Annotated in this window: 14 protein-coding genes; 1 reads left to right on the top strand and 13 read right to left on the bottom strand. The window is 61.7% G+C overall.

The genetic code is table 11. The features are described 5' to 3' along the window. Positions 1 to 220 precede the first annotated feature (220 nt). From ABIB54_RS09840 to ABIB54_RS09815, 6 genes are all read right to left on the bottom strand, one after another. Positions 221 to 1,483, bottom strand: coding sequence for a M24 family metallopeptidase (locus ABIB54_RS09840; RefSeq protein WP_354575345.1), 1,263 nt, complete (start codon positions 1,481 to 1,483; stop codon positions 221 to 223). A gap of 88 nt (positions 1,484 to 1,571) precedes the next feature. Continuing rightward, positions 1,572 to 2,570 carry a sugar ABC transporter substrate-binding protein gene (locus ABIB54_RS09835; RefSeq protein WP_354575344.1) on the bottom strand — a complete coding sequence of 333 codons (999 nt, stop codon included), beginning with the start codon at positions 2,568 to 2,570 and terminating at the stop codon, positions 1,572 to 1,574. Between the two features lie 32 nt (positions 2,571 to 2,602). Next, positions 2,603 to 3,649: an ABC transporter permease gene (locus ABIB54_RS09830; RefSeq protein ID WP_354575343.1), complete on the bottom strand. Its 1,047-nt coding sequence runs from the start codon at positions 3,647 to 3,649 to the stop codon at positions 2,603 to 2,605. After that, on the bottom strand, positions 3,649 to 4,659 hold the full coding sequence (locus tag ABIB54_RS09825; protein WP_354575342.1) for an ABC transporter permease: 1,011 nt from the start codon (positions 4,657 to 4,659) through the stop codon (positions 3,649 to 3,651). The genes ABIB54_RS09830 and ABIB54_RS09825 overlap by 1 nt, the downstream gene beginning before the upstream one ends. Then, a complete protein-coding gene (locus tag ABIB54_RS09820; protein ID WP_354575341.1) occupies positions 4,659 to 6,182 on the bottom strand; it encodes a sugar ABC transporter ATP-binding protein in 1,524 nt (507 codons plus the stop codon). The genes ABIB54_RS09825 and ABIB54_RS09820 overlap by 1 nt, the downstream gene beginning before the upstream one ends. Before the next feature lie 87 nt (positions 6,183 to 6,269). Then, positions 6,270 to 7,073, bottom strand: coding sequence for an SDR family NAD(P)-dependent oxidoreductase (locus tag ABIB54_RS09815; protein WP_354575340.1), 804 nt, complete (start codon positions 7,071 to 7,073; stop codon positions 6,270 to 6,272). Between the two features lie 258 nt (positions 7,074 to 7,331). Here ABIB54_RS09815 and ABIB54_RS09810 point away from each other — a divergent pair, with 258 nt between their 5' ends. After that, a complete protein-coding gene (locus ABIB54_RS09810) occupies positions 7,332 to 8,024 on the top strand; it encodes a helix-turn-helix domain-containing protein (protein WP_354575339.1) in 693 nt (230 codons plus the stop codon). Positions 8,025 to 8,468: 444 nt separating this feature from the next. Here ABIB54_RS09810 and ABIB54_RS09805 read toward each other — a convergent pair whose 3' ends face one another. From ABIB54_RS09805 to ABIB54_RS09775, 7 genes are all read right to left on the bottom strand, one after another. Beyond that, positions 8,469 to 10,415: a GmrSD restriction endonuclease domain-containing protein gene (locus ABIB54_RS09805; RefSeq protein WP_354575338.1), complete on the bottom strand. Its 1,947-nt coding sequence runs from the start codon at positions 10,413 to 10,415 to the stop codon at positions 8,469 to 8,471. Between the two features lie 931 nt (positions 10,416 to 11,346). Beyond that, complete coding sequence (locus tag ABIB54_RS09800; protein WP_354575337.1) at positions 11,347 to 11,709, bottom strand: hypothetical protein; 363 nt, start codon at positions 11,707 to 11,709, stop codon at positions 11,347 to 11,349. 574 nt (positions 11,710 to 12,283) lie between these two features. Further along, entirely contained in the window at positions 12,284 to 14,350 is a 2,067-nt protein-coding gene (locus tag ABIB54_RS09795) for a KAP family P-loop NTPase fold protein (RefSeq protein WP_354575336.1), read from the bottom strand. Between the two features lie 470 nt (positions 14,351 to 14,820). Then, on the bottom strand, positions 14,821 to 18,009 hold the full coding sequence (locus ABIB54_RS09790) for a type I restriction endonuclease subunit R (RefSeq protein WP_354575335.1): 3,189 nt from the start codon (positions 18,007 to 18,009) through the stop codon (positions 14,821 to 14,823). Next, positions 18,009 to 19,199 (bottom strand): restriction endonuclease subunit S, encoded by a 1,191-nt coding sequence (locus ABIB54_RS09785; RefSeq protein ID WP_354575334.1) that lies wholly within the window; start codon positions 19,197 to 19,199, stop codon positions 18,009 to 18,011. Before ABIB54_RS09785 ends, ABIB54_RS09790 begins: the two co-directional genes overlap by 1 nt. Next, positions 19,196 to 20,812, bottom strand: coding sequence for a class I SAM-dependent DNA methyltransferase (locus ABIB54_RS09780; protein WP_354575333.1), 1,617 nt, complete (start codon positions 20,810 to 20,812; stop codon positions 19,196 to 19,198). Before ABIB54_RS09780 ends, ABIB54_RS09785 begins: the two co-directional genes overlap by 4 nt. After that, a complete protein-coding gene (locus tag ABIB54_RS09775) occupies positions 20,812 to 22,884 on the bottom strand; it encodes a hypothetical protein (protein WP_354575332.1) in 2,073 nt (690 codons plus the stop codon). Before ABIB54_RS09775 ends, ABIB54_RS09780 begins: the two co-directional genes overlap by 1 nt. Between the last annotated feature and the right edge of the window lie 35 nt (positions 22,885 to 22,919).

The raw sequence follows: 22,919 nt of genomic DNA, 5'->3' as shown, positions 1-22,919 counted from the left end.
GTGCCTCGGGGAGCCAAACGACGATCAGGCGCGGACCCCTGGTGTTCTCCCCGACTGCGTTCACACTATCTCGGTTTCCCCCCGACGGGAGGAACTGAGCGCAGGAGAACCCGGCGCTGCTGAGCACACCGAGATCGAACGATCTGCCGGTGGCACAGTTCGCCAGCACCCTCATCCGCCGTCGGCCTGCGCAGCCACCGGGAGCGTCACGAAACGGTGCCTAATATTCGTTCGCGACGAAGAGTTCCTGAGCCGGAAACTTGGTGAGGATCTCCGTCCCGTATTCGGTCACCACGACTTCTTCTTCAATCCGCGCTGCAGATATCCCGTCTGAGGCGGGGCAGTAGGTCTCGATGGCAAAGACCATGCCGACCTTCAGTTCGACCGGATTATCGAGCGAGTTGAGCCTCGAAATGATCGGTCGCTCATGCAATCCCAAGCCGAGTCCGTGAGCGAACTGCAACCCGAACGCTTCCATCTCGTTCTCGAATCCGAAGTCGGTGGCTTTCGGGAGCAGCTTGGCAACCTCGGACGTAGAAACACCGGGCTTGATTGCGGCGATGGAGGAATCCATCCACTCCCGTGCCTGCTTGTATGCATCCCGCTGGCTGGTGGTGGCGCTGCCCACCCCAAAGGTGCGGTAGTAGCAGGTGCGATAGCCGTTGAAGGAATGGATGATGTCGAAGAAGGCCTGGTCGCCGGGCCGGATGATGCGGTCGGTGAAGTTGTGGGGATGCGGATTACACCGCTCTCCGCTGATCGCGTTGACTGCCTCCACTTGCTCCGACCCCAGTTCGTAGAGGCGTTTGTTGGCCAGGGCGACGATCTCGTTCTCGCGGATCCCGGGCTTCAGCACATCCACGATGTCCTGATAAACGCCGTCGACCATGGCGGCGGCTTGGTTGAGCAGCATAATTTCGTCCTGTGACTTGATCACACGAGCATCAAGCATGTACTGCTGCGCGTCAGCGATGCGCAGACCCTGACGCTGCATCTCGAACAGGAACGGCGGCTCGACGATATCGATGCCGATCGGCGCATCCGCGACCCCGGCCGATTCGAGCAACCCCTTGATCTCGGTGACAGCAGAGCGCATCAACCCCGCGTCAGGGGCGACCGCGCCCCGGAATCCCAGGAACCCGTTGCGCCAATTCTCTTCGGGCAACCACTTGGAGTAGAGCTTGTGATGGCGCACTGCCGAGCCGAAGTCCCAGAGGATCGGTTCCTCGTCGCGGGTCAACAGGCAGTAGCGGATCATTTTGTCACCCAGGGCGCCGCCGATCCAGGTCTGTGTCGTGTAGCGGATGTTGTAGAAGTCGAACAACAGGAAGGCTCCGCAGTCGCTGCTTTCCAGAGCTGCCTTCGCTCGTTCGACGCGATAACGGCGAAGGCGATCGAAGTCGACCCGTTCCTCATAGTCGACACCCATGTGGCCGGGGGCGCCGAGCGGGCTGGGGCTGGAGCTGGAGGGAATGGCATTCATTCGTGAGTTCTTCCGTTGGAGTGTATGGCGGGGCGCCCGGCGAGTTCTCGTCTACCGGGCACCCCGCGATGAGTTCAGTACGGGCAGATCACCATTCGGGGGCGACGCTGGGATCTGTCGCGTTCGCCTTGGTAACTTTCACGGAGGGCATGAACTGGTCTTTGACCGTGCCACCGGTGAGCACGCTGTAGGCCAGGTCGATGGCGTGTTGCCCGTCCCAAGAGGACGACTGGAACACGGTGCCATCGAGTTCACCGGAAACCACGAGCGGGTTGCCAAGCTTGGTGTTGCCGATCGAGGTGATGAACAACGGGGCCGGATCGATACCGCGGGCCTTCAAGGCGTCGATGGCGCCAGCAACCATGGTGTCGTCGGCGGCGTAGATGCCCTGGACTTTGGATGCGCCGACTGATGTGAGCATCTCAGAGACCGCGATCTTCGAATCGTCCTTGTTCCAGTTGCCCGGCTGCTCCGCCAGTATCTTCACGTTCGGGCATTTCTTGGCGATGGTGTCCGCAAAACCGTCGTGGCGGGTGGTGGCCGTGGAGTTGCCGGTCAGTCCGTTCACTACGAGGATTCCCACGTCCTTGCCAGCGGTGATGTCGCACATTATCTCGGCTGACGCGACTCCCTGACCGTAGGTGTCTGGGCCGGAAAAGCCCTTGGTGAGCGACACGTCGGCCTTGTTCACTCCGGAGTTGGTGACCGTCACGGGAATCCCAGCGGCTTTCGCCTTGGCTAGACACGGGCGCACCGTGTCTCCGACGGCTGGCCACAGGACGATCAAATCGGGCTTCGCGGCCACGGCCACATCACATTCACTCGCCTGCTGGTCGGCGTTGTACTTCGAGTTGGTGATGGTGAGCTTGATGTTGTCCTTGGCCGCCTCAGCCTTCATGGGGGGCAAGTAGGTGGTGCCGTAGGGCTGGTCGGTTCCCTGAGGCAGAAGGGCGTAGACGTCGTATGACTTCTTACCATTGTCCGCCGAGTTATTGCCGGCGGTGCCGGAGCTTGAACAGGCGCTGAGGAGAATGGTGGAAGCAGCAGCGATGCTGAGTGCACCCATCGTGATGCGAGAGACGCGCATTTTTTTCACTCTTTCCGTTGGTGTTTCTGGGTTTACTGATCGGCAGCATTGCCGGTCAGTCCTCGGGCTGTGTCCCGAGTTCTCGAACGGGTGATTGCAGCCCGCAAGCGGACCCATGCCGTTCGAAGGCTTGATGGATCGCTAATGATCGCGACGAGCAAAATCGAGCCGATGAAGATGTCTTGAATATCGACTTGAACGCCCGACAGGGTCAACACGACCTGCAGGATGCTGAGCGCGAGCGCACCGAGAAGCGTGCCGACAATGGTGCCTCGCCCACCCGTGAGTACGACACCGCCGATGATGGCGGCGGCGAAGCTCGCGAGCAACACGGTTGAACCAGCAGTCGGATCCGCCGCAGTGAGCTCGAGCGTGTTGATGATGCCCGCGGTTGCGGCGACTACCCCGGATATCACAAACCCGAGCACGAGGCGCCGACGCACCGGGATGCCGACGTCGATAGCCGCCTGGCGGTTGCCGCCGACCGCATAGAACTCCCGGCCGATGCGGGTGCGGCTGAGGAGAATCTGCAGCACAGCGAAGATCACGAAGAAGAGAAGTACTCGGGGCGTCAACGGCCCCAGCAATGAAGATCCGAATGCGATGCCCGCATCGATGTTCTCGAGAGGGACCGGCTTCTCCGCCGAAATCACGAACGCCGCTCCGCGTAACGCGAAGAGCATCCCCAGGGTGGCGATGAAGGAGTTGATGCCGACGACCACCACGAAGAAGGCGTTGATGAGGCCAACAACTATTCCGGTGATCAGCGCAGCGATGATGCCGAGACCGAGATTGGGTACGCTCGCCATGACAACTCCCGAGAGCGCGAGCGTGCTTGCCACGCTGAGGTCCAGCTCTCCCAGCAGGATCAGTGCCGTGAGCCCGAGGGCGACGAGGCCGATCAGCGCGAGTCGACCGAGAACCACCGGGAATGACGAGAACACCACTGGCTCGAACACAGCGGCGACAATCGCCACCACAACCAGCAGGGCTACGGCCCTTCCCTCGGTGCGGCGGGCGAGCACTGTGCGCGCTCGCCCCACCGCGGTCGTGCGCTCAGTCGTTCTGACGTTACTCATCAGTTCTTCACCAACTTCCTAGCAATGGCGTCAATCGACACCGCGACGACAATGAGCACGCCTATCGCGACCTGCTGGGCCCCGAAGGTCAATCCCACGAGGACGAGGATGTTTGTCAGGACGCTGACGAACACGACCCCGAGAAGTGTGCGGTAGACACTGCCCTTCCCGCCGAACACGCTTGTGCCACCGATGATGATCGCGGCGAGTGCCTGGAAGTCGTATCCCTCGGCCATCGATGAGACCGCGGTATTGGAAAACGCGGCGAGCACGAATCCGGCCACCATCGCCGAGATAGACGTGATGAGGAAGGCTCCGACGACGAGCTGGCCGGTCCGGACGCCGGCGAGCCGCGTCGCGGCCTTATTCGAACCGTACGAACGGATCGAAAACCCGAATGTCGTCTTCTGCAGAACGAACCCCAAGATGACCGCCATGACGATCAGCACGATGGCGGACAACGGAATCGGGCCGACCTTCGCCTGTCCGAGCGACTGAATGACGCCCCCATTGGGCCCGAAGAAGATGCTCCCACCTGACAACCACCGAAGCACGCCGAGACCGACGAAAGTCGTCGCGAGTGTGACGATGACCGCGTTGGCGTGGAAGAAACCGACGGCGACGCCGTTCACTACCCCGTAGATGACGGCGACGAGCAGCGCGAGCAGGATCGCCGGAGCAAGTCCCGCCTGGTTGCTGACTCCGATGAAGATCACCGCCGAAGTCGCGACCTGCGCGACCACCGATAGATCGAGGTAATTCGCGCTGATGACAACGAACGTCATCCCGAGGGCGACGATCCCGATCGGTGCAGCGCGGTAGAACACGTCCGAGATGTTGGGCAGGGAGGCAAAGCCGTTCACGAAGATCGCGGCATAGACGATCAAGATGACGGTAAAGGCGATGATGCCTCGATCCGCGACGAATTTTATGACCCGCGCGCCTGTCGAAAGCTCGGTCGACGTCGGCGCGACGACTCCGATCGACTCCGTAAACGTTGGTTTAGCCATCAGTCGTTCACCGCCTTCTGGCCGGATGCGAGAGACATCACGGCGCGTTCATCCGCCTCGGCACGAGGGAGTGTCCCGACGATCTGGCCGTCGCGGACGACGTGGATGATGTCGGCCAGATCCAGCAGCTCAGGAAGGTCGGAACTGACGAACAGCACGCCGGCACCGTCATCAGCGAGACCACGCACGAGCCGGTGGATCTCGGCCTTTGCGCCGACGTCGACGCCTCGTGTCGGCTCGTCGAGCACGATGAGAGCGGGGCGGCGGCCGAGCCACTTGGCGATGACCACCTTTTGCTGGTTGCCTCCCGAAAACTGACCGGCATCCTGCTGGATTCGAGGGGGGCGCAGACCGACCTCGTCAGCGAGTCGACCGACGTAGTCGAGAATTCGTGCGTTACGCAGCACTCCCGCTGTTGCGAGGGCGGAGCGGTTGGGAAGCACGACGTTGTCGATGACACTCATCGAGAGGGCGAGGCCATCGGTACGCCGCTCTTCAGGCACGTACCCGATGCCGGAGCGGACTGCGACCTGATAGTTGTTTATCGTTCGGGTCCGCCCGTTGGCGGTCATGCTCACCTCGCCTGCGGTGCGAGGATCGGCTCCGATGATCGCTCGGATGAGTTCCGTACGACCAGCGCCGACGAGCCCGCCGAGTCCGATGATCTGCCCAGCGCGCACCTCGAGGTCGACTCCGTTTACCTTCGGCGCGCGGATGCCCTTGGCCGATAGAACGACATCTCCTACTGTTCGGGCCGCGTGATCGGCAGCGAGTTCATTCGCGAGCTCGCGCCCCACCATCGCCTCTATGACCGCGCTCGGAGATGTGTCTGGAATGGGGACGGTGTGGATGAGCTTGCCATCACGAAGCACCGTCACCGCCGTGCACAGTTGGAACACCTCGGGGATGCGGTGGGAGATGTAGATGATCGCCATGCCGTTCTTGGCCAGGCGCTCCAGCATGTCGAGCAGGTCTTTTGTCTCGGCAGGTGTGAGAGTGGCCGTCGGCTCGTCGAGGATGAGCACTTTGGGCTTTCGGGCCACTGCCCGAGCGATCTCGACGAACTGGCGCAGAGAGACCGACAGTCGAGAGATCGGCTCGTCGAGATCGACCTCGACCCCGATCTCTTCGAGTGCCGAGCGCGCGGTCGCCAGCATTTCGCGCCGTTTCACAAACCCGGCGGACGTGGGTGTTGACCCGAGCACGATATTCTCCGCGACGCTCATGTCGGGGATGAGACTGAGCTCCTGGTGCACGAGCGCCACTCCGGCGGCGAGTGCAGCGCGCGGTCCGCCGGAAAGTGCCACACCGTTCACTCGCACCTCACCCTCGTCGGCAGCGATCACTCCGGCGAGAATGCGCATGAGGGTAGATTTGCCGGCGCCGTTTTCGCCGACGACAGCATGGATCTCACCCGCTGCTACGGAGAGGGAGACGCCATCGACGGCGGACACTCCACCGAAGTTCTTGCGAATGTGATCGGCGACGATTACGGGCGTCGACAAACTCTTTGGGTCGGGCATCCGATGACCTCGGTCTCTCCTGGCGTCCAAAATAGGATCGCCATTGCGCGGGGGCGATGCTGTGCTGTGGGTAGTCGAACGGTGCTGCTAGGCCATGACCATTCCGCCGTCGATCTGGATGAGCTGGCCTGTCATGTAGTCGCTGTCAGAGCTGACGAGAAAGGCGGCCGTTCCGACGATGTCCTCTGGGTACGAGTAGCGGCCCATGGGAATCGAGTTCGCCGCTATCGTGTCCATCGAGGTTCCGGCCTTTTCGAACAGGCCCATCTCGACGAGCTCCTTGTCGAGCTGTTCCCACATCTCAGTGCGAACAACCCCGGGCGCGTAGCCATTGACCGTGATGTTGTACTCAACGAGCGAGCGGGCTCCCGCGCGGATCAGGCCAAGCACGGCGTGCTTACTCGCGGCATAAACGGAACTGTCGATGAAGGCATCGCGAGAGAGAATCGACCCGACGTTGACGATCTTGTACGGCAGATCCTGCTTGCCCTGCTCACGCATCACCTTCCCTGCCTCCTGCATGCAGAGAAAGGTGCCAAAGGCATTTACGCCCATGATTGCGTCCCAGTTCTGTTGGGTGGCTTCAAGGAAGAACATGGGCTTGTTGATGCCTGCATTGTTGAGAAGCACGTTGATGCTTCCGAACGTGGCGGCGGTGTGAGCGACGGCGGCGGCGGCGCTTTCCCGGTCGGTGACATTGAGGCTGACCGAAGTGGCTTCGCCGCCCGCAGCGATGATCTCGTCGGCGGCGGCGCGGGCCCCATCGAGGTTGAGATCTCCGATGCAGATCTTGGCACCCTGGGCGGCGAGGTGCTTGCCGATCGCGGCACCCATCCCCTGGGCTCCTCCGGTAATGAGAACGTTCTTTCCAGCAAGTCGGGTGGCGTCCATGGCTGACTCCTATTTCTGTCTTCCTCAGCCGAAGGCCAGGTACCGTGCTCCTGGACCGACGACCTTGTCGGTGTTTTGTCTAACAGTACAGGTGCAGGCCACTTATCACCATAGAAATCGGAAACGTTTCTTTTGGCGGAACAAACTCGACACCGTGCGGCGCGAAGCGCCACAAAGAGCTTTGCGGCGATACACTCGACTGCTAGCACCAAGCGGTATCTGTCACCGCGTCAACGTGCAGAGGTGGGAGCACGAAAAATGGTTGTCGACGATACGGGCGACTGGGGCACTGTCGGGCATCGCCTTCGACTGGCGCGGGAGGCGCTCGGGATGAGCGTTCGAGAACTGTCTCGGCGAGTGGACGTTTCACCCGGTCACGTTTCCCAGGTGGAACGAGGGCTCGCGTCTTTCAGCGTCCGTGCTTTGTACACGGTGGCGAATGAACTCGGAATTTCGATGGACAGTTTGTTCGAATCCATCTCCACGCCACCCGAGGACCTGTACCTGTTGGCGGAACCGCAGATCTCGCAACTCGACGACCTTGACGTTTTGAAAGAGGCCGGCATCATCTTGAGGCGCGCTGATCGACCGAGCCTAAAATTGAGTGACGGGCCTCGCTGGGAACGGCTTACCGCCAAGCCGGAAGCGTCGTCGGAATTTCTCGAGGTGGTCTACGCGCCCGACCCCGGTGCCGCGCCTCCGACTGATCTCGTCCGTCACATTGGACGCGAATACGGTTTGGTGACTTCGGGAGTACTCAACGTCCAAGTTGGTTTCGAAAGATCTGCGCTCGGGACGGGCGACACGATCGCGTTCGACTCGGACGTTCCCCATCGCTTTTGGAACAGCTCGAGTGACGAGGTTCATGCGATCTGGTTCGTCCTGGACGATGCCCAGGCCGACACCGCGAAGGTCGACCTACCCCCGGCACGGTCGGCAGCCCATCGATAGGGTTACCGATCGGGAGTGAAGAACTGTGCGGCCACGGTCTGCGACTCGGTACGGGAAAGAGAGCACGGGCTGACTGTGTCTCGCACTAAGAGTGGATTCTCGCCACGCCTGATCGGCACGTTGCCACGGCCCGACAGCGCGTTGAGGCCAGGCGATTCAGGCTGACAAGCTCCGTCTGGGATATGACGACAGCGCAAGTCTGCACCGACAGAATCCTGTTGTCGTGCAGTTCGCAACGGTAAGCACCAAAATAGTCTGGGCCGAGCTCTCACGTGGTCTGAAACTTGCATCAGATCTTCATTGCCAGGTCAAAGCCCGATAAGAGCGCTTATGTCAACACGCCCCAAAACCACCACCACTCCCCCACGGTGTGCGTACACATCTCCCCGCCGCGGACCCGAACGAACCAGGTGAGGCCGTTACCGAGCCTTCTGCGGACCAGCTTCAGCTGACCGTCGACAGAGTGTGACCGGCTTCGTCAGTGGCCTCATCGAGTTCTTCACCTACTGACTCGTCCTCGTCGACATGGTCTCGGTAGACCCGCTGACCCGTCGCGCCCTCGATCAATAAGATCAGCCGCTCGTGACGCTCCGTCATGAAGCCGGAAAAATCGTCGCTTCGAAGTTTGTCAACGTCGATCAAATGGGAGACCAGGGAGGCATCGAGAGAGGCAACAGGCACGGCCGACGCATCCGCTGTCCCTTTCTCAAGTTTTGCCAGATATTCGCTGGGCGCAACGCCGCCGATAATCCGATTCGTCCGAGCCGACAAGGGTGTTTTGTTTACGATCGAGTCGTACTCTGAACGTTCGATACCGGCGTTCTGGCACCATTTTTGGGGAAAGATGTGGTGGATATCCACACCTTCGTCGAAGAACACCGAGATGGCGTAGTCCTGACCCGATCGGAAATCGCGGGCGCCTTCCCCCATCAGTAGTGCGTTCACGCCCTTGTATGCCGCGGAGAGCCTCATCCGCATGGTCCAAAGCCGATCAGCACGGAAGGTGGCATCGTCGATGGTGGTAGGTGCGGGGCCACCCTTGATCCAGCCAGGTACGTCGACGAAATCTCGAGCGATGCGGGACTCTGTTGTCGAGCCGTACAACTCGCCGAAGACACCGTTCCAGTACCACCGAGTCAGCATCTCTCGATCGGCGACGTGCTCGAGAATCTCCGGGTGTTCACCGAGAATCGCGGCGAGGGGAATGATTTGTGACTGATAGGGGAGGTCGTACGGCCGATAGATCCGCAGTGTCATAAGGAATTTCGCTGCGAGTTCAAATCCGTGGATCGCTTGCGGTAGATGCTTCTTATATCCGCTCAGTGGCAGATTCAGCAGCGCAGCGCGATTACCGATGATTTGGGGAAGTTCCTTGCCAGCCTTTCCCGAGGCTTCCGCCGCTACGCGACGATCTCGCGTGTGGAAGAGCGAAATGACGTGCAGGACGTCTGTGCTGTCGACGTTCGCCAAGATACCTTCGGGCGCATTCGGCAAGCGCAGGTACTCGCTGAAGTGTTTATGCAGGCCCGGTTCCCCGGGCCCTCCGTACCAGTCCTTCCGAAGCTCATATCCATCGGCGGCGTACATGGCGGTGATCAACTCGAACGCGTCCAGCGCCTTTCCGCCCGTGTTGACTTTTTCGAAGACCACACAGACGGCTTCCTTGCTCGTCTCTCGGTCCAGCTCGATGACCGGGATTTGGTACCGAGCGAATTCACCAACGACCTCTTGATCGAAGCGACTGATGAAACTGTACCGATCCTGAAAATCAGCAGCACCCGCGTACTTCTCGATAAAGTCGCGTTGCCAGTCAGCCCAGGAGAACAACATCGATACCGGATACATCAGGTTCTCGATTTCGGCTTCACGGGTGGAAAGGTCCAGTTCAATGGTGCGGCCGAAATCAGAGCGAAGCACTTTGTCCTCGGGCACGGACACGATTGCCGACTCGCGTTCCTCGGATGCGTCCAACGCCTTCCTCATGTCGATGTAAAACCATCGCTTCACCCTCTTCTTCTTCGCCGTGATGGTACTGACGACGGCGTTACGGAGGGTGACTTGATACAGAGATGTAATGCGCTGCTGACCATCGAGCAGCAAGGAATCGGGTACCACGCTTATAGCGGCGGTTGGCGCACCTTCGACAGGTCGAGGTTTAAAAGCAACGTCGCTTCCAGCGCTCAGCGTCATGATCGCACCGACGGGAAAGCCTCGGGACACCGAGGCAATAAGGCTCCGAATGCGTTCTTCGTCCCACACCCAGCTCCGTTGAAAATCGGGGAGTTGGAGGCTGCCTGACTCCGCGCCCTGGAGAAGAGTTTGGAGCGCAATCGGATTCGTCTTGAACGTAGAACCTGCCATTGTGATGCCGCTCCCCCACGCGTTTGCCATGCACTGCAACTGCGAGCCTACCTAGGTCCGCCAACCACCAAGTCGCGAACCGCAAGGCAGCACTTTGAGATGCTGTCGATTTGCGAGCGGTTCGCGCGCCTGCGATTGCACACCTTGGCCGATTCCTACCTGCCCGAGCACGTCTGGGTCAGATTCACGAGCGAAAGTCGAGCGAGTTTGCTCGCGCGCCGGGGCCCTATACGACAGCCAGCTACTGCCTCGCCAAAGTGAAAGCTGATGCCATGACATCCGTATCCGAAAGGATCGATGAGACTGACGGAGTCGGCGGATTCTTCGCGCGAGCATTTCTCCACAACATAGTGAGTAATCGACTACTGCCCCAGTAGCCCGACTACGGAGGGACCAGGGAAGCCGCGATGGAAGAAGCCCTATCTCCTGAAGCAACGCCTCTAGGCTGAGTCAGTGGACAAAAAAACGAGGCGAAATGATTTACGAATCATCTGCCTCGATGAGGAAAGGCGGGACCATGACTCTGGATCCAGAGGCGCAGCCGTACAGGTCGGTTATGCATTGGGACCCAACGCACCACGGTGTGTGGATCGGGTGGGGGCGCAAGCTTGCGCCTGCGTGCGGACAATCCGAATGGATCGGGGTTACAGACCACCGCGAGATCGTCGATTGCTTAAAATGCATCGCGGCCCTTGAGAAGGAATGAAACCAAAGTCAACGCCTGCAGCAGGGCGAGGTCTACTGAGGAACAATAGCTAGCCTTTTTCGCAAGGAGCTATCAGCTGTTCTGGGATCGGGGGGCGAGTGGCGTGTGCTGACAGCGGGGGCTCAGTTCAGGCCGAGCTCCGACTCTGATTATTTCGTTGTTCCTTCAAGGTTCGAATGGATGGAAACATCAATTCATGGGCGACACGCACATGCGCCGGAAAAACCCGCGTCTCTCAGGCCGTCAAAGCATGGGCTATGACCCGAGCGATGGCAGACCCCAACGGCACTGGAACGGCATTGCCGATCTGGCGGGCAATAGCGGTGCGAGATCCCAGGCCGATGGAACCGCAATGGTGCCCCACGCTCGGTCATCGAAGTCTGAGGCCAGCCAGCCATCTCGCAACCCGTTGGTATCCGGATCGAAGGCAAATTTCCACTTGCCGTCAAGGTCGAGGTAATTCCGTTCGGGTTCCTTCGTTCGCCAGCCATCGAAGCTTGGAACGACAGTTCCGCAGGCGAACACGACGTTTGTCTCGCCAATTCGGCGCACGTGCGTGCCTGAGGGTTCCGTTGTGGGGTGACTTTCCAAGATCGGGGTACCGGTCGCGGTGACCATCCCTGACGCGTGCACGGAGTCGGGCCAGGCAGGAAGGGCGACCAACGCTGAGCGCCGTCAGCCGGGCGTTGCTCACCGGGTAATTCGAATCGAAGACCTCGGGCATCTGCGAAGTGAGCTCTCGATCCAAACCGGGACGGTAGTACTTTCCACTCATGGGCACTCCGACAGGAGCCGCATCGGCCCGTTCGGGCGCCGAGGCTGGTTCGAACACACCGAACTCGGCCTCGAATCATTAGGTGCTAGTAATCTCGTCGTTCTCGCCTGCCACCAAGACGCAAGTCGATGGGGCCGGCGCGGACGAAGACCGCGACGCACACCTACGAAGGCGTAGTCACGCCTGGCATTTGGAAGGCCGTGCTCCATCGCCTGGTGGAGGGCAAGCCCTTCAACCAGTCGTTCACCGACTCGCTCCGACTTCGCGAGCGCTCCCCCTACATGCCAGAACTTTGGCAACACTTGCCCGCGGTCGTAGCATCCGCGGTCTCTCAAGGATGAGCTGGGTGCCCGACCGGTGTTGTCGCGTGCGGTACTCAGATCGGCGTTTCACCATAGAGCCTCCGACAGGGTTGAGCTAGAAATCCTTCGGGCGCCATCCGCTGGCGTACCGATCGGCGAGATGGATGAGGGGGGTATCGCCATCGGCTTCGCGGAGCCGTTCGATTGCCGCGAGAAGGTTGTCCTCGCCTCCCGCCACGCGGACCAGCGCGTCCCACGCGAGGTGTTCCTCCTCACGCACTGTGCGTGAGTCGAACGACTGAGACCTGGCTACGGATCGAGCTGCCCGGACCAGCGCTCGGATCTCGTCGGGCTTGGTGAGCGCTGGAGGGACATAATCCTCGCCAGCGGCCTCGGCGACCTGCCAGTAGACCCGGAGTAAATCCCACTCCGTATCTAGTACCGACGACTCCTGCCCTTGAACACGTGCTGCGAACTCAGTCTCGAGTTCCGACGCCACATTTTCGGGCACGAGCTTGTGGCCGGCGCCGTCTTGATAGCCAACGGTTTGAAGGAAGTCACGCTGTGTCGAGTACGACACCAAGTGCGGGAGGATTGCGCGCACCGCGCGCTCCCGCTCAGCGTCGTCTTCGATGCGGCGCAACAACCGCAACACCACTCGACCGACGACCAGGTCGGGACGCATGATGTCGAACATCCCACGGTGCGCGCGCTCGGGAATCTTGTGGATCCGATTCAGAAGCGCGATTGAGGCAGGCACAACTGTCTCCAGCGGGTACTCGTTCTGGAACGCCTCTAGCCCGGAAATAACATCCTCGAGTTGCTCTGGAGGGATGGCATCCAGGAATTCGCCCAGAGCTTCCGCGTCAGCGAAGTAGGTGTATGCCTTCTCAGCCAGGCTGAAAGTGATGAGGTCGTTCGGCGCGGTACGTCCAAGGTAGAGGTCGAGGTACGAGATGTGAGCGAGGCGATGTTCCCGCTTCCAGATCGCGACGAAGTCTTGCCCATAGCTGGTTTTCTCGGTGAAACGACGTGCGGCTGGGAACACCCGGCGGATGAGATGACGGACGAGCTCCGCGTCGTCTCCGGCGACCTCGAGCAGGTGTTCAATCTCGCCCTGCTGGCGCGTGGTGTCCAGGTTTCCGAAGGAATCAGACACGCCCGTGAGCGTGGAACGGATCTTCTGCAGCTCTTCGAAAATCTCGGGCCGGAAGACGCGGATAGCTTCGAGTGCGATGAGGTCGACGGTTTCAATCTGACTGCCGAGTGCCTGAATCGTCGTTCGCGCAGAAATCGTGAGTCGGGTGACGTCTCGCAGACTACCTATAAGCGGCTCAACGATCTCGAAATAGATGTCCGACCAGTCCTGCTGCTTGAAACGCAGATCGGTGAGGCCCTCGAGGATCGGGTCCAGCTTGGCGAAGACCTCGGAGCGCAGCAGTTCGCCTGGGATCGCCGGAAGGTCGAAGCTCAGCTGGACAATTTTCTCTAGGTAGTCCCGTCCGGGGACACCATCTTCGCTGAGCGCCTTCTCAACGCGACGACGATCGAAAGCGAGGATGTAGATGATGTTCGGAAAGCTTGCCGTGAGTCTCACGAGTTTGAAGATGTCGCGTATCTCTGAAGTGGCGAGACGATCGATATCGTCGATCACCACGACGATCGGCTGCTCGAGCTTTAGGAGCGCTTCAGTGATCTCCTCGCGGAATGGACGGCTACCTTTTTTACGGTTGCTCCACCATGTAGCCGCTGCTCTGCTGGCCTTGAATGCGCGATCCCACCAAGCGCCGAACCACGGGATCATCGCAACGGGGCTGAGGACATCGCCGTACTTGTCGAGACCTTCGGCGATCGCCGCGAACTTCGACCCGTTCTTTATGCGAAGCTCCGCTGAGATCTCGCGGAAGAAGACATCTGTGAGTTGTTGAGAACCAGAGAACAGCCAAGGGTTGAACTCAACAACGGGGAACTCAGGATCCGACGAGAACTCCTCCTTCATCAGGTTGACGAAAGAAGATTTCCCATGCCCCCATGCCCCAAGCACTCCGACCACGATGCCTTGGGATGCGTCGAGGTCGCGAATGGAACGGGCAAAATCTTGCGCGACTACGGCGCGCCCAAGCACGTCCTCTTTTGAGGACTGAATTGGATTGTCGACTGGTGGCTTCTTGGCGCTACTCATCTTGCATTCCTATGCATGTGTTTTCTCATCTTCGGGTAGGGCCGACAATAGCGGCGACCACCGACGGACCCATCTACGGAGGCTGGTGACACCACCCGGATCTGCTCCAGGTCGGACCCCGACCATGGGGCATGTTCCATGCAAGAGTCGCCTTGGGTCGTCGAAGTCCCATCGGACCCGTACTTCGTCGACGACCACTGGCCGAACTGCCTCCACGCCCCTCCCGGGAATTCGATGTTCGGACCTCGAATCACGGCCGGAAGGGATCTCGGTCTTCCAGGAACGGTTTCAACTCTTCGGTCCTGAATGATCGGTCGACGGGTATCTCCAGCGGACGCTGAAAGGGGTCGATTGAGATGGAATATGCTTCCGCCCACCGCAACCACTCCGAGGACCGGCGCGCGACGTCATCATTTCCCGAATAGGACTTCCTTGCCGCATAAAGGAGCTTCACGAGTGGGTTTCCATCGTCATGCCACCCGCTCTTCCGAGTACCGCGGCGCCATCGACTCCATCTGCTCCATCACGAGCTTGATCGCCCCCGGCTGCTTGTCCGGCGGGTACCCGTACTTCACGAGCAGTCGCTTGATCGAGGACCGCAGTTTCGCTCGCACGTCGTCGCGGACGGTCCAGTCGGTGCGGACGTCGCGGCGCATCACCTCGACGAGTTCGCGCGCGATCTCCGCGAGCACGCCCTCGCCCTGCACCTCGACAGCGGACTCGTTCTGCGCCACGGCGTCGTAGAACGCGAGCTCGTCGTGGTTCAGGGGCGGCACAAAGCTGTTCCCCCGGTTCGCCTCCGCAGCAACCTCCCGGGCCAGGGCAACAAGTTCGGCGATCACTTCGGCGGAGGTGAGCTGCTGGTTCGTGTACTTGTTCATCAGCTCGGTGATGCGTTCGGAGAAGGCACGCTGGCGCACCAGGTTGTTGCGGGTCGTCCGCACGGACTCCTCGGTGAGGAGCTTCCGCAACGCTTCGATGGCGAGCTGTGGGTTGCGGGCCTGCTGCGTCTTCGCGATGAACTCCGGACTGAGGTCATCCAGCGACGGTTTCGGCATGCCGGCCGCCTCGTAAATGTCGAGCACATCGCCCGAGGCGGTGGCGGATGCGATCAGCTGGCCGAGCAGACGCTGGATGTCTTCCGGTACCGGCTCTCCGCGGGCTTGCCGGTCGGACGCGTCGTACTTGGCCATCCAGACCCGTATCTCTTCGTAGATCTGGATTTCCGGCCGGCGTGCCTCAAGTTCCGGCGACCCGGCACCGGAGCTGAGCGCCCAGGCCCGAGACAGTTGACCCGAGTACCGGCGGTACTCCGCCGCGAGAGTCTCCTCGCCCTCCGGAACCTGGTTGCCGGGATTGGCCGCATCCCGCAGGTAGTTGACCGAACTGGTCACCGCGTTGAGGTACCGTTTCGGACCGCCCTTGGCGAGTACCGCCCGCCAGTCGTAGCCGGCGAGCATCCCGCGCAACGTGTCGACCAGCGACACGGTCAACGCGATCGCGTCGTCGACGTCGCGGCCCATGGGCTTGCGGTCCTGGTCGGTCTTCGTGTACTCCCTGAGCGCCTTGGCCAGGTTGTCGGCAAGCGGCGCGTAGGCGACGAGCAGCCCGTCCTCCTTGCCGCGGAAGGTGCGGTTCACCCGCGCGAGCGTCTGCATCAGCAACGCACCCTTCAACGGCCGGTCGAGGTACAGGGTGTGCAACGGCGGCGAATCGTAGCCGGTGAGCATCATGTCTTTCACGATCACCAGCTGCAACTCATCGTCGACGTTCTTCAACCGCTCCTTGATCACCGCGTTCGCCGAGTCCCGGCGCACATGATCTGCGACCGGCGGCACATCCGACGCGGAACCCGAATAGACCACCTTGATGACACCCTTGTCGAGATCATCGGAATGCCACTCCGGCTTCAACGCAATGATCGCCGTGTACAGGTTCGCGCAGATCTCCCGCGTCCCACCCACGATCATCGCCTTGCCCGGCGCGTCGATGAACTTCGTCATCAGCCTGCTCCGGTTCTCCCAATGAGTCACCAGATCCTGAGCGAGGGCGGCGATGCGTTCCGGTGCACCGTATACAGCGTTGACGACGGCGACGGATGCTTCGATGCGTGCCCGCTCCGTGTCATCCAGCCCCACGGTGGCTTCGTCCGCCGCCTCATCCAGGGTGTCCTCCGTGACATCCGCAGCGAGACCGACCTTGATAAGGCGTGGTTCGAAGTAGACCGGCACGGTCGCTCCGTCATCGACGGCCCGGGACAGGTCGTAGATGTCGATGTAGGGGCCGAACACGTCTTGCGTGTTGCGGTCGTCGAACGAGATCGGGGTGCCGGTGAACGCGATGAGGGTGGCATGCGGCAGGGCGTCGCGCAGGTGCCGGGCGTAACCGTCGAGGTCGTCATAATGGCTGCGGTGCGCCTCGTCCACAACCACGATGATGTTGCGCCGGTCGGAGAGCAACGGATGCTCCGCACCCGAGTCCTTCTCCGCGTCGCTGCGACCGAACTTCTGCAACGTCGTGAAGTAGATACCGCCGGTCGTGCGGTTAGTCAACTCGTCCCGCAGCTCGCTGCGCCGCCGAATCTGCCGCGGCTTCTCCGGCAAAAGCAGGCTCTGATTGAAGGTCTCGTAGAGTTGCCCGTCGAGTTCGTTGCGGTCGGTGATCACTAAAACGGTGGGGTTCTTCAACTTCGGATGCCGCGACACCAGGTTGGTGTACAACTCCATCTCCATCGACTTACCCGAGCCCTGCGTATGCCACACCACCCCGGCCTTGCCATTGCTCTCCACCGCCTGCACCGTGCTGCCCACCGCCTTGTTGACCGCGAAGTACTGATGCGGCTTGGCGATCCGCTTGGCCAGACCGTCCGAGCCCTCATCGAAGGCGACGAAGGAGCGCAACAACTGCAGGAACCGTTCCTGGTTGTACAGACCGAGGAGTGCGATCTCCATGCCGGTGGTCGCATCCCAGTCGTTCGTGTCACCGGGCTTCACCGGGACACCGCCGTCGTCGACGTTCCACGGGGAGAAGTGATTGAGCGGCGTGAACGGTGTGCCGTACTTCGCGAGGATCCCGTCGCTCGCGAGAGTGAACACGCAGAACCGGAACGCCATCGGAAACTCACGCAGATACGTCTGCAACTGCGCGTGCGCGGCCGCGACATCCGCCACCGCACTTCCCGCCTTCTTCAGCTCCACAATGCTCACGGGCATGCCGTTGCAGTACAACACCAAGTCGAAGCGCCGCTTGTAGTCGCCGCGGATGAGTGTGACTTGGTTCACCGTGAGCCAGTCGTTCTCCGACGGTTCGGCGCTGACCAGACGGATGCTCGGATTCACCTCGGTGCCATCGTCGCCGATGTAGCTGAGCCGGAACCCATCGACCAGGTAGTCATGGATGCGATGGTTCTCGGTGATCGCATCCTGCGACTTCGGCGACGCGACCTCGGCGAGGGCCTGCTGAAGGTACTCCGCTGGAACGGTCGGGTTGAGCCGCCGAAGCGCTTCGAGCAACCGCGGGCGGATGAGCAGCTCATCCCAACTGTCCCGCTCCCCGCTGCCCGGCGCGATCTGCTCACCCGCCTTCGGCTGCCAGCCCAGCGGTTCGGCGAGCAACTCGAGGGCGACCTGCTCCCACTCTGCCTCCGAGAAACCGGCCATCAGAGCACCCCCTCCAGTACCTTCTCCGCGTCCTTCACCCGAAGCTTGCCGGACATGAGCTGCGGCAAGAGCGCGTCGCGGGTGCCCATCAGTAGCTCGATTTCGCCAAGAGCGGACGCAATGCTCGCCTCAAGCGCAGCCAATTGCACTTCTAGATGATCTGCGCGATCCGCAACGATCGTCGGAACTTCGATCAATTCGAGCTGCATTTTGTTGATGGAGCCGAATATTGTTCCCTCTGCTTCATACTGAGCCCATATCTCAGGCGCGTCTCGGAGAAGGTGGAAGAGGGTTTTCGGTCTGCTGTCGCGGGATCGCGCTGATGCAAGGCCGCGTCCGATGCATGTCTTCTCGCTGGCCAGGTTTAACTGCCCCACCGGAGCACGAACACTGAGAAGACAGTCGCCGGTCTCTGCGAATCTAAGCGGACTCGTAGTCCATACCCGGCGGCGAGGAAACCTAACGCCGAAGTCGCGGACTCCTTGGTAGAAGACGCTGCCGTGGCCTTCCTCGTTGAAGGTTGTCCCGGCCGGCGAGGTACCCATTGTAAGAACGGCTATCGAGGAAAGTGATTGGCTCGCCTGAGAGTCAAGTGCGCTCCTCGTCAGCGCGGCACACAATGCATCGGCCGTATTGATCAGTTTGTTGTTGGCGGCGATCTTGTCGTCGAGCGCGCCCAGCACCTCCGCGATCGCTCGCTGCTGCGCGATCGGAGGCACTGGAACCGGCAACTTTCGCAAGCCAGTCTTGTTGAACTTGGGCTGAGCGCTACCACTGATAACGCTCCCAACGAGAGATTGGCCAGCAGGCGCCGACAAGAAGTAGTACATAAATTCGCGGTCATACTCAAGCGAGTTGCGCGGGCGGCACAATACTGAATTTGGCCCGAGTGTCATCGGCATTCCCAGATCAGGAGCCCGAAATACGGTACCGGCGTTTGCCCCGACGTTTGCAACCACCACGTCCCCGGCCGCGAGAGAGGATTTTTTGAGGAACTCATAGGAGTGCTTGTTCACGTATTTCAAGGGGCCCGACCACCCGCTATTGTGATCCACGAGCCGTACAAGAACCGCGAATTCCGGCGTATCAGAATACGAGACATTCAGCCGGAGTGATTCAAAACTTCCATTTGCCACGTAATCGGTGACGTTGACGATTGCGCCCAGATCGACTATCGGCCAATCGTTCACGAGACCCTCACAAGCTGCTCACGTACAATCGCCGCCAGTCGCTCCGACTCCTCGAACTGAGCGAGGAGCTCCGCAGTCAGGAGCGTGATCTTTTCCTCGATGGGCTCGCCGTCATCCTCGACGTCGGCGGCACCGACGTAGCGGCCGGGGGTGAGTGCGTAGTCGGCCGTCTTGATTTCGGCGAGGGATGCGGAGTAGGCAAACCCGGGTTCGTCGGCGTAGGCGAGTGCAGCGTCCGTCGCTGACTTTGTGCCGCGCCATGCGTGGTAGGTGGCGGCGATCTTGGCGATGTCGTCGTCGGAGAGGGCGCGCTCGGCGCGGTCGATCATGTGGCCGAGGTTGCGGGCGTCGATGAACAAGACCTGCCCGGTGCGGTCGATGCTGCCGTGCTCGCCGGCGGTCTTGTCTTTGGCGAAGAACCAGGTGCAGACCGGGATTCCGGTGCTGCGGAACAGCTGCGTCGGTAGTGCGATCATGCAGGAGACGAGGTCGGCCTCGACGAGTTGGGCACGGATCTCGCCCTCGCCTCCGGAGTTCGACGACATCGAACCGTTTGCCATGACCACGCCGGCGCTGCCGCCGGGGGCGAGCTTGGAGATGATGTGCTGGATCCACGCGTAGTTCGCGTTGCCGGCCGGGGGCACCCCGTATTTCCAGCGGGGGTCGCTTTCGCTGCGGGCCCAGTCTTTGATGTTGAAGGGTGGGTTGGCGAGGATGTAGTCGGCCTGCAGGTCGGGGTGCTGGTCGCGGGCGAAGGTGTCGCCCCACCGGGTGGCGAGGTTTCCGTTCAGGCCGTGGATGGCGAGGTTCATCTTCGCCATCCGCCAGGTGCGTTCGTTGAGTTCCTGGCCGTAGACGGAAATGTTCGAGCCCTCTTTGTGGTGCGCTTCGAGGAACTTCTCGGTCTGAACGAACATGCCGCCGGATCCGCAGCACGGGTCGTACACGCGGCCGTGCGTGGGTTCCAGCACCTCGACGAGCACCCGAACGACGCCGGCCGGGGTGTAAAACTCACCCCCGCGCTTGCCTTCGGCTTGCGCGAATTTCTCCAGGAAGTACTCGTACACCTCGCCGAGGATGTCGCGTGCCTTGGTGGCTCCGTGTCCGGTGAAGCGGGCCGAGTTGAGCAGGTCGAGCAGTTCGCCGAGGCGGCGTTGGTCGATGTTGTCGCGGTTGTAGATGCGTGGGAGGGATCCGGCGAGGGTGGGGTTGTCGGCGGAGATCAGGTCCATTGCCTCGTCGATGAGCAGGCCGATCGACTTCGGGGCTTCCCCTGCGTCGCCGGGCAGCCCCTTCGCATTTTCGGCAAGGTACCGCCAGCGTGCGCGGGCTCCCACCCAGAAGACGCCGCGGCCGGTGTACTCATCGACGTCGTCGATGAGTTGACCGATCTGGTTTTCGTTGAGGCCGTCGGATTCGAGTTCGGTGCGGATCTGCTCGCGCCGCTCGTCGAAGGCGTCGGACACGTACTTGAGAAACACCAGGCCGAGGATCACGTCCTTGTATTGCGAGGCATCCATGGATCCGCGGAGCTTGTCGGCGGCCTTCCAGAGGGTGTCCTTGAGCTCCTTCATGGTCGAGGGGGCGGGGGCGACCTTCGTCTTGGGTGGCACTAGGTGGTTCCTTCCGGTGGGGCGGGCAGATCTGACGTGTGGGTGAGCGTCACGGTCCCGGCGGAGACGCCGGTTATGAGCAGGGAGGTGAGTTCGTCGAGTCGTGCGAGTCGTTCGCGAGCCCTTTCCTGTTGCAACCGTATCGAGGCGAGCGCGTCGGAGAGCGCGGCGCGCTGCCGGTGCCTGGTCTGGCGCAGCAGCCACCTCCTCCATTCTTTGTGGGTGGATGCCAGCGACAGGACATCCACGGCGACTACCTCTGCGAGCAGGCCGCCGGGATCGCTCGGGTTGACCCGCAGGATTCGCGCCGGGTAGGTAACCACCGAAGTGCCCTCCGTGTCGACGATCGCGGCGGGGCGCGGTGTCGTGCAGAAGACCACATCGCCGGGTTCGGTCACGCGACCGGCCGGGTATCCGGCTGCGAAACGGAGTCGATCGATGCGGCGGCGCCCGAGCGGATGCTCGCCAAGCACCTCGGCCGGGCCGATGATGCGGATGCCGGCGGCATCCGTCATCCCCTCGATGACATCGTCGGGGTCGAGTCGGTTGCCCGGAATATACCGGAGATGCCCGGCAGCGATCAGTTGCTCCACGCTCGACATCGTCGCCTCGTTTGCAGGCGTCGCGTGCTCAACGGTGAGTCGAGGAAGCCCGGCGTTATTCGATTCGCTGCTCAGTGTGCTGACCAGCTGATCGATGCGCACGGCGAGAGCGGCGCCCCCGCGCGGGGGCGGTCGGGTGGCAGTTCGTGCTCCGGCTACGAGCGAGTCTCGGCTGGCGAGCAGGGTGCGGGTGAGCACAAGGCGCGCGAAACGGAAGGCATGCGCTCGCACGGTGGCGAGGTCGCCGAGGGCGGCGGCAAGGTCCCCCACGAGGTCGTCGATCGCACCCTGATCGAGCGGAAGTGCGCTCAGGTCGGCGACCATCGTCCACCGTTCGGCGAGTTCCACCCGCGCGTACGCGTCCCCGAGTACCCAAATGGTGTGGGCCTGCTGTGGTTTGCGGGGGCGCAGGCCGATCGGAAGGCGCACGATCGCTCGCACCCGCCCTGAACGCAACAGGGCGGAACGCACCTGGTCGGCCTCACGCTCCAGATTCGCGTCGCTCAGCACGACGGAGGGAGCCATCACCACCGCCAGCTGGGCCGGGTCCATCTGCAACACGATGTGGTCGATGGCAGAGAGCGTGCTCGCTGCATCCATCAGGACGTTGCTCGATGGTGGGAACACGGCGACGTGAACGACGTTGCCCGTCACGACGAAGGCCCCATCGGTGTAAACGTCAATGGTCGTGCGCGGGATGCGGTGAACCGCCAAGCGGCGGCGTGCGAGTCGAGCAGTCTCGCCGTCGCCGCCCGCGGTACAAACGGTCAGATCGCGAGCGGCGTTCTCATCTTTCGCGATCGCGATGAGCACGTCTCCGACGCTTCCCGTGACATCGACGACCACGGGGTCTCCGGGCAGGGTCGCCGCAAGGACCGTCGCGGTTCGCGACATCAGATCGATCGCTGAACCGCTGAGGACGGTGTCGTCGATGTCGCGCCGGTCGGCCCGGGACCGGTCGGCCATCAGAGTCTCGAATGCTGCGGCCTCCGTGTAGGCCGCTTCCACCAGCTCGTCGACATACCGCGCGAGTGACTCGCGGGCGCCGCCCGCGCTCTCCACCTCGCGGTACAGCAGGTCGTCATCGGGATCGAGTTCGTCGGCCGCGTCTAGTAGCTCGTCTGGGGACAGTGCGCTGAGCGGGCCGCCGATCAGGCTGCGCAGGGTGAGAAGTGCCGTCACCGCCGAGAAAGTGTCGCCCTCGGCGGGGACGCTGCGGGGTGGGGCGGCGTGCGCTGCGGCATCCGCTGCCGCCTCCGGGTTGTTGCCCCGCCCGGTTTCGGCAAGCCAGGACCCGACCTGGCCGGCATCGAAGAACTCCTGCCCACGCTCTCGAAACACGGGAGCAGGAAACGGGATGCCGTTGCGCGCGGCACGAGTGCGCCAGACAGTCACGACCGGGCGCCGGACGCGAGCGAGCGCGGCGATGTCGGACATCGTCATCAGCAGAGCGGATTCGGTCGCCGGCATTCGAGCTCCTCTCATCGTCGGGTGAGTTCAGGCTA

Source organism: Frigoribacterium sp. UYMn621 (assembly GCF_040549525.1).
Lineage (GTDB): Bacteria > Actinomycetota > Actinomycetes > Actinomycetales > Microbacteriaceae > Lacisediminihabitans.
The sequence above is the reverse complement of the archived record's forward strand: the minus strand, read 5'-3'. Positions and strand labels throughout refer to the sequence as shown.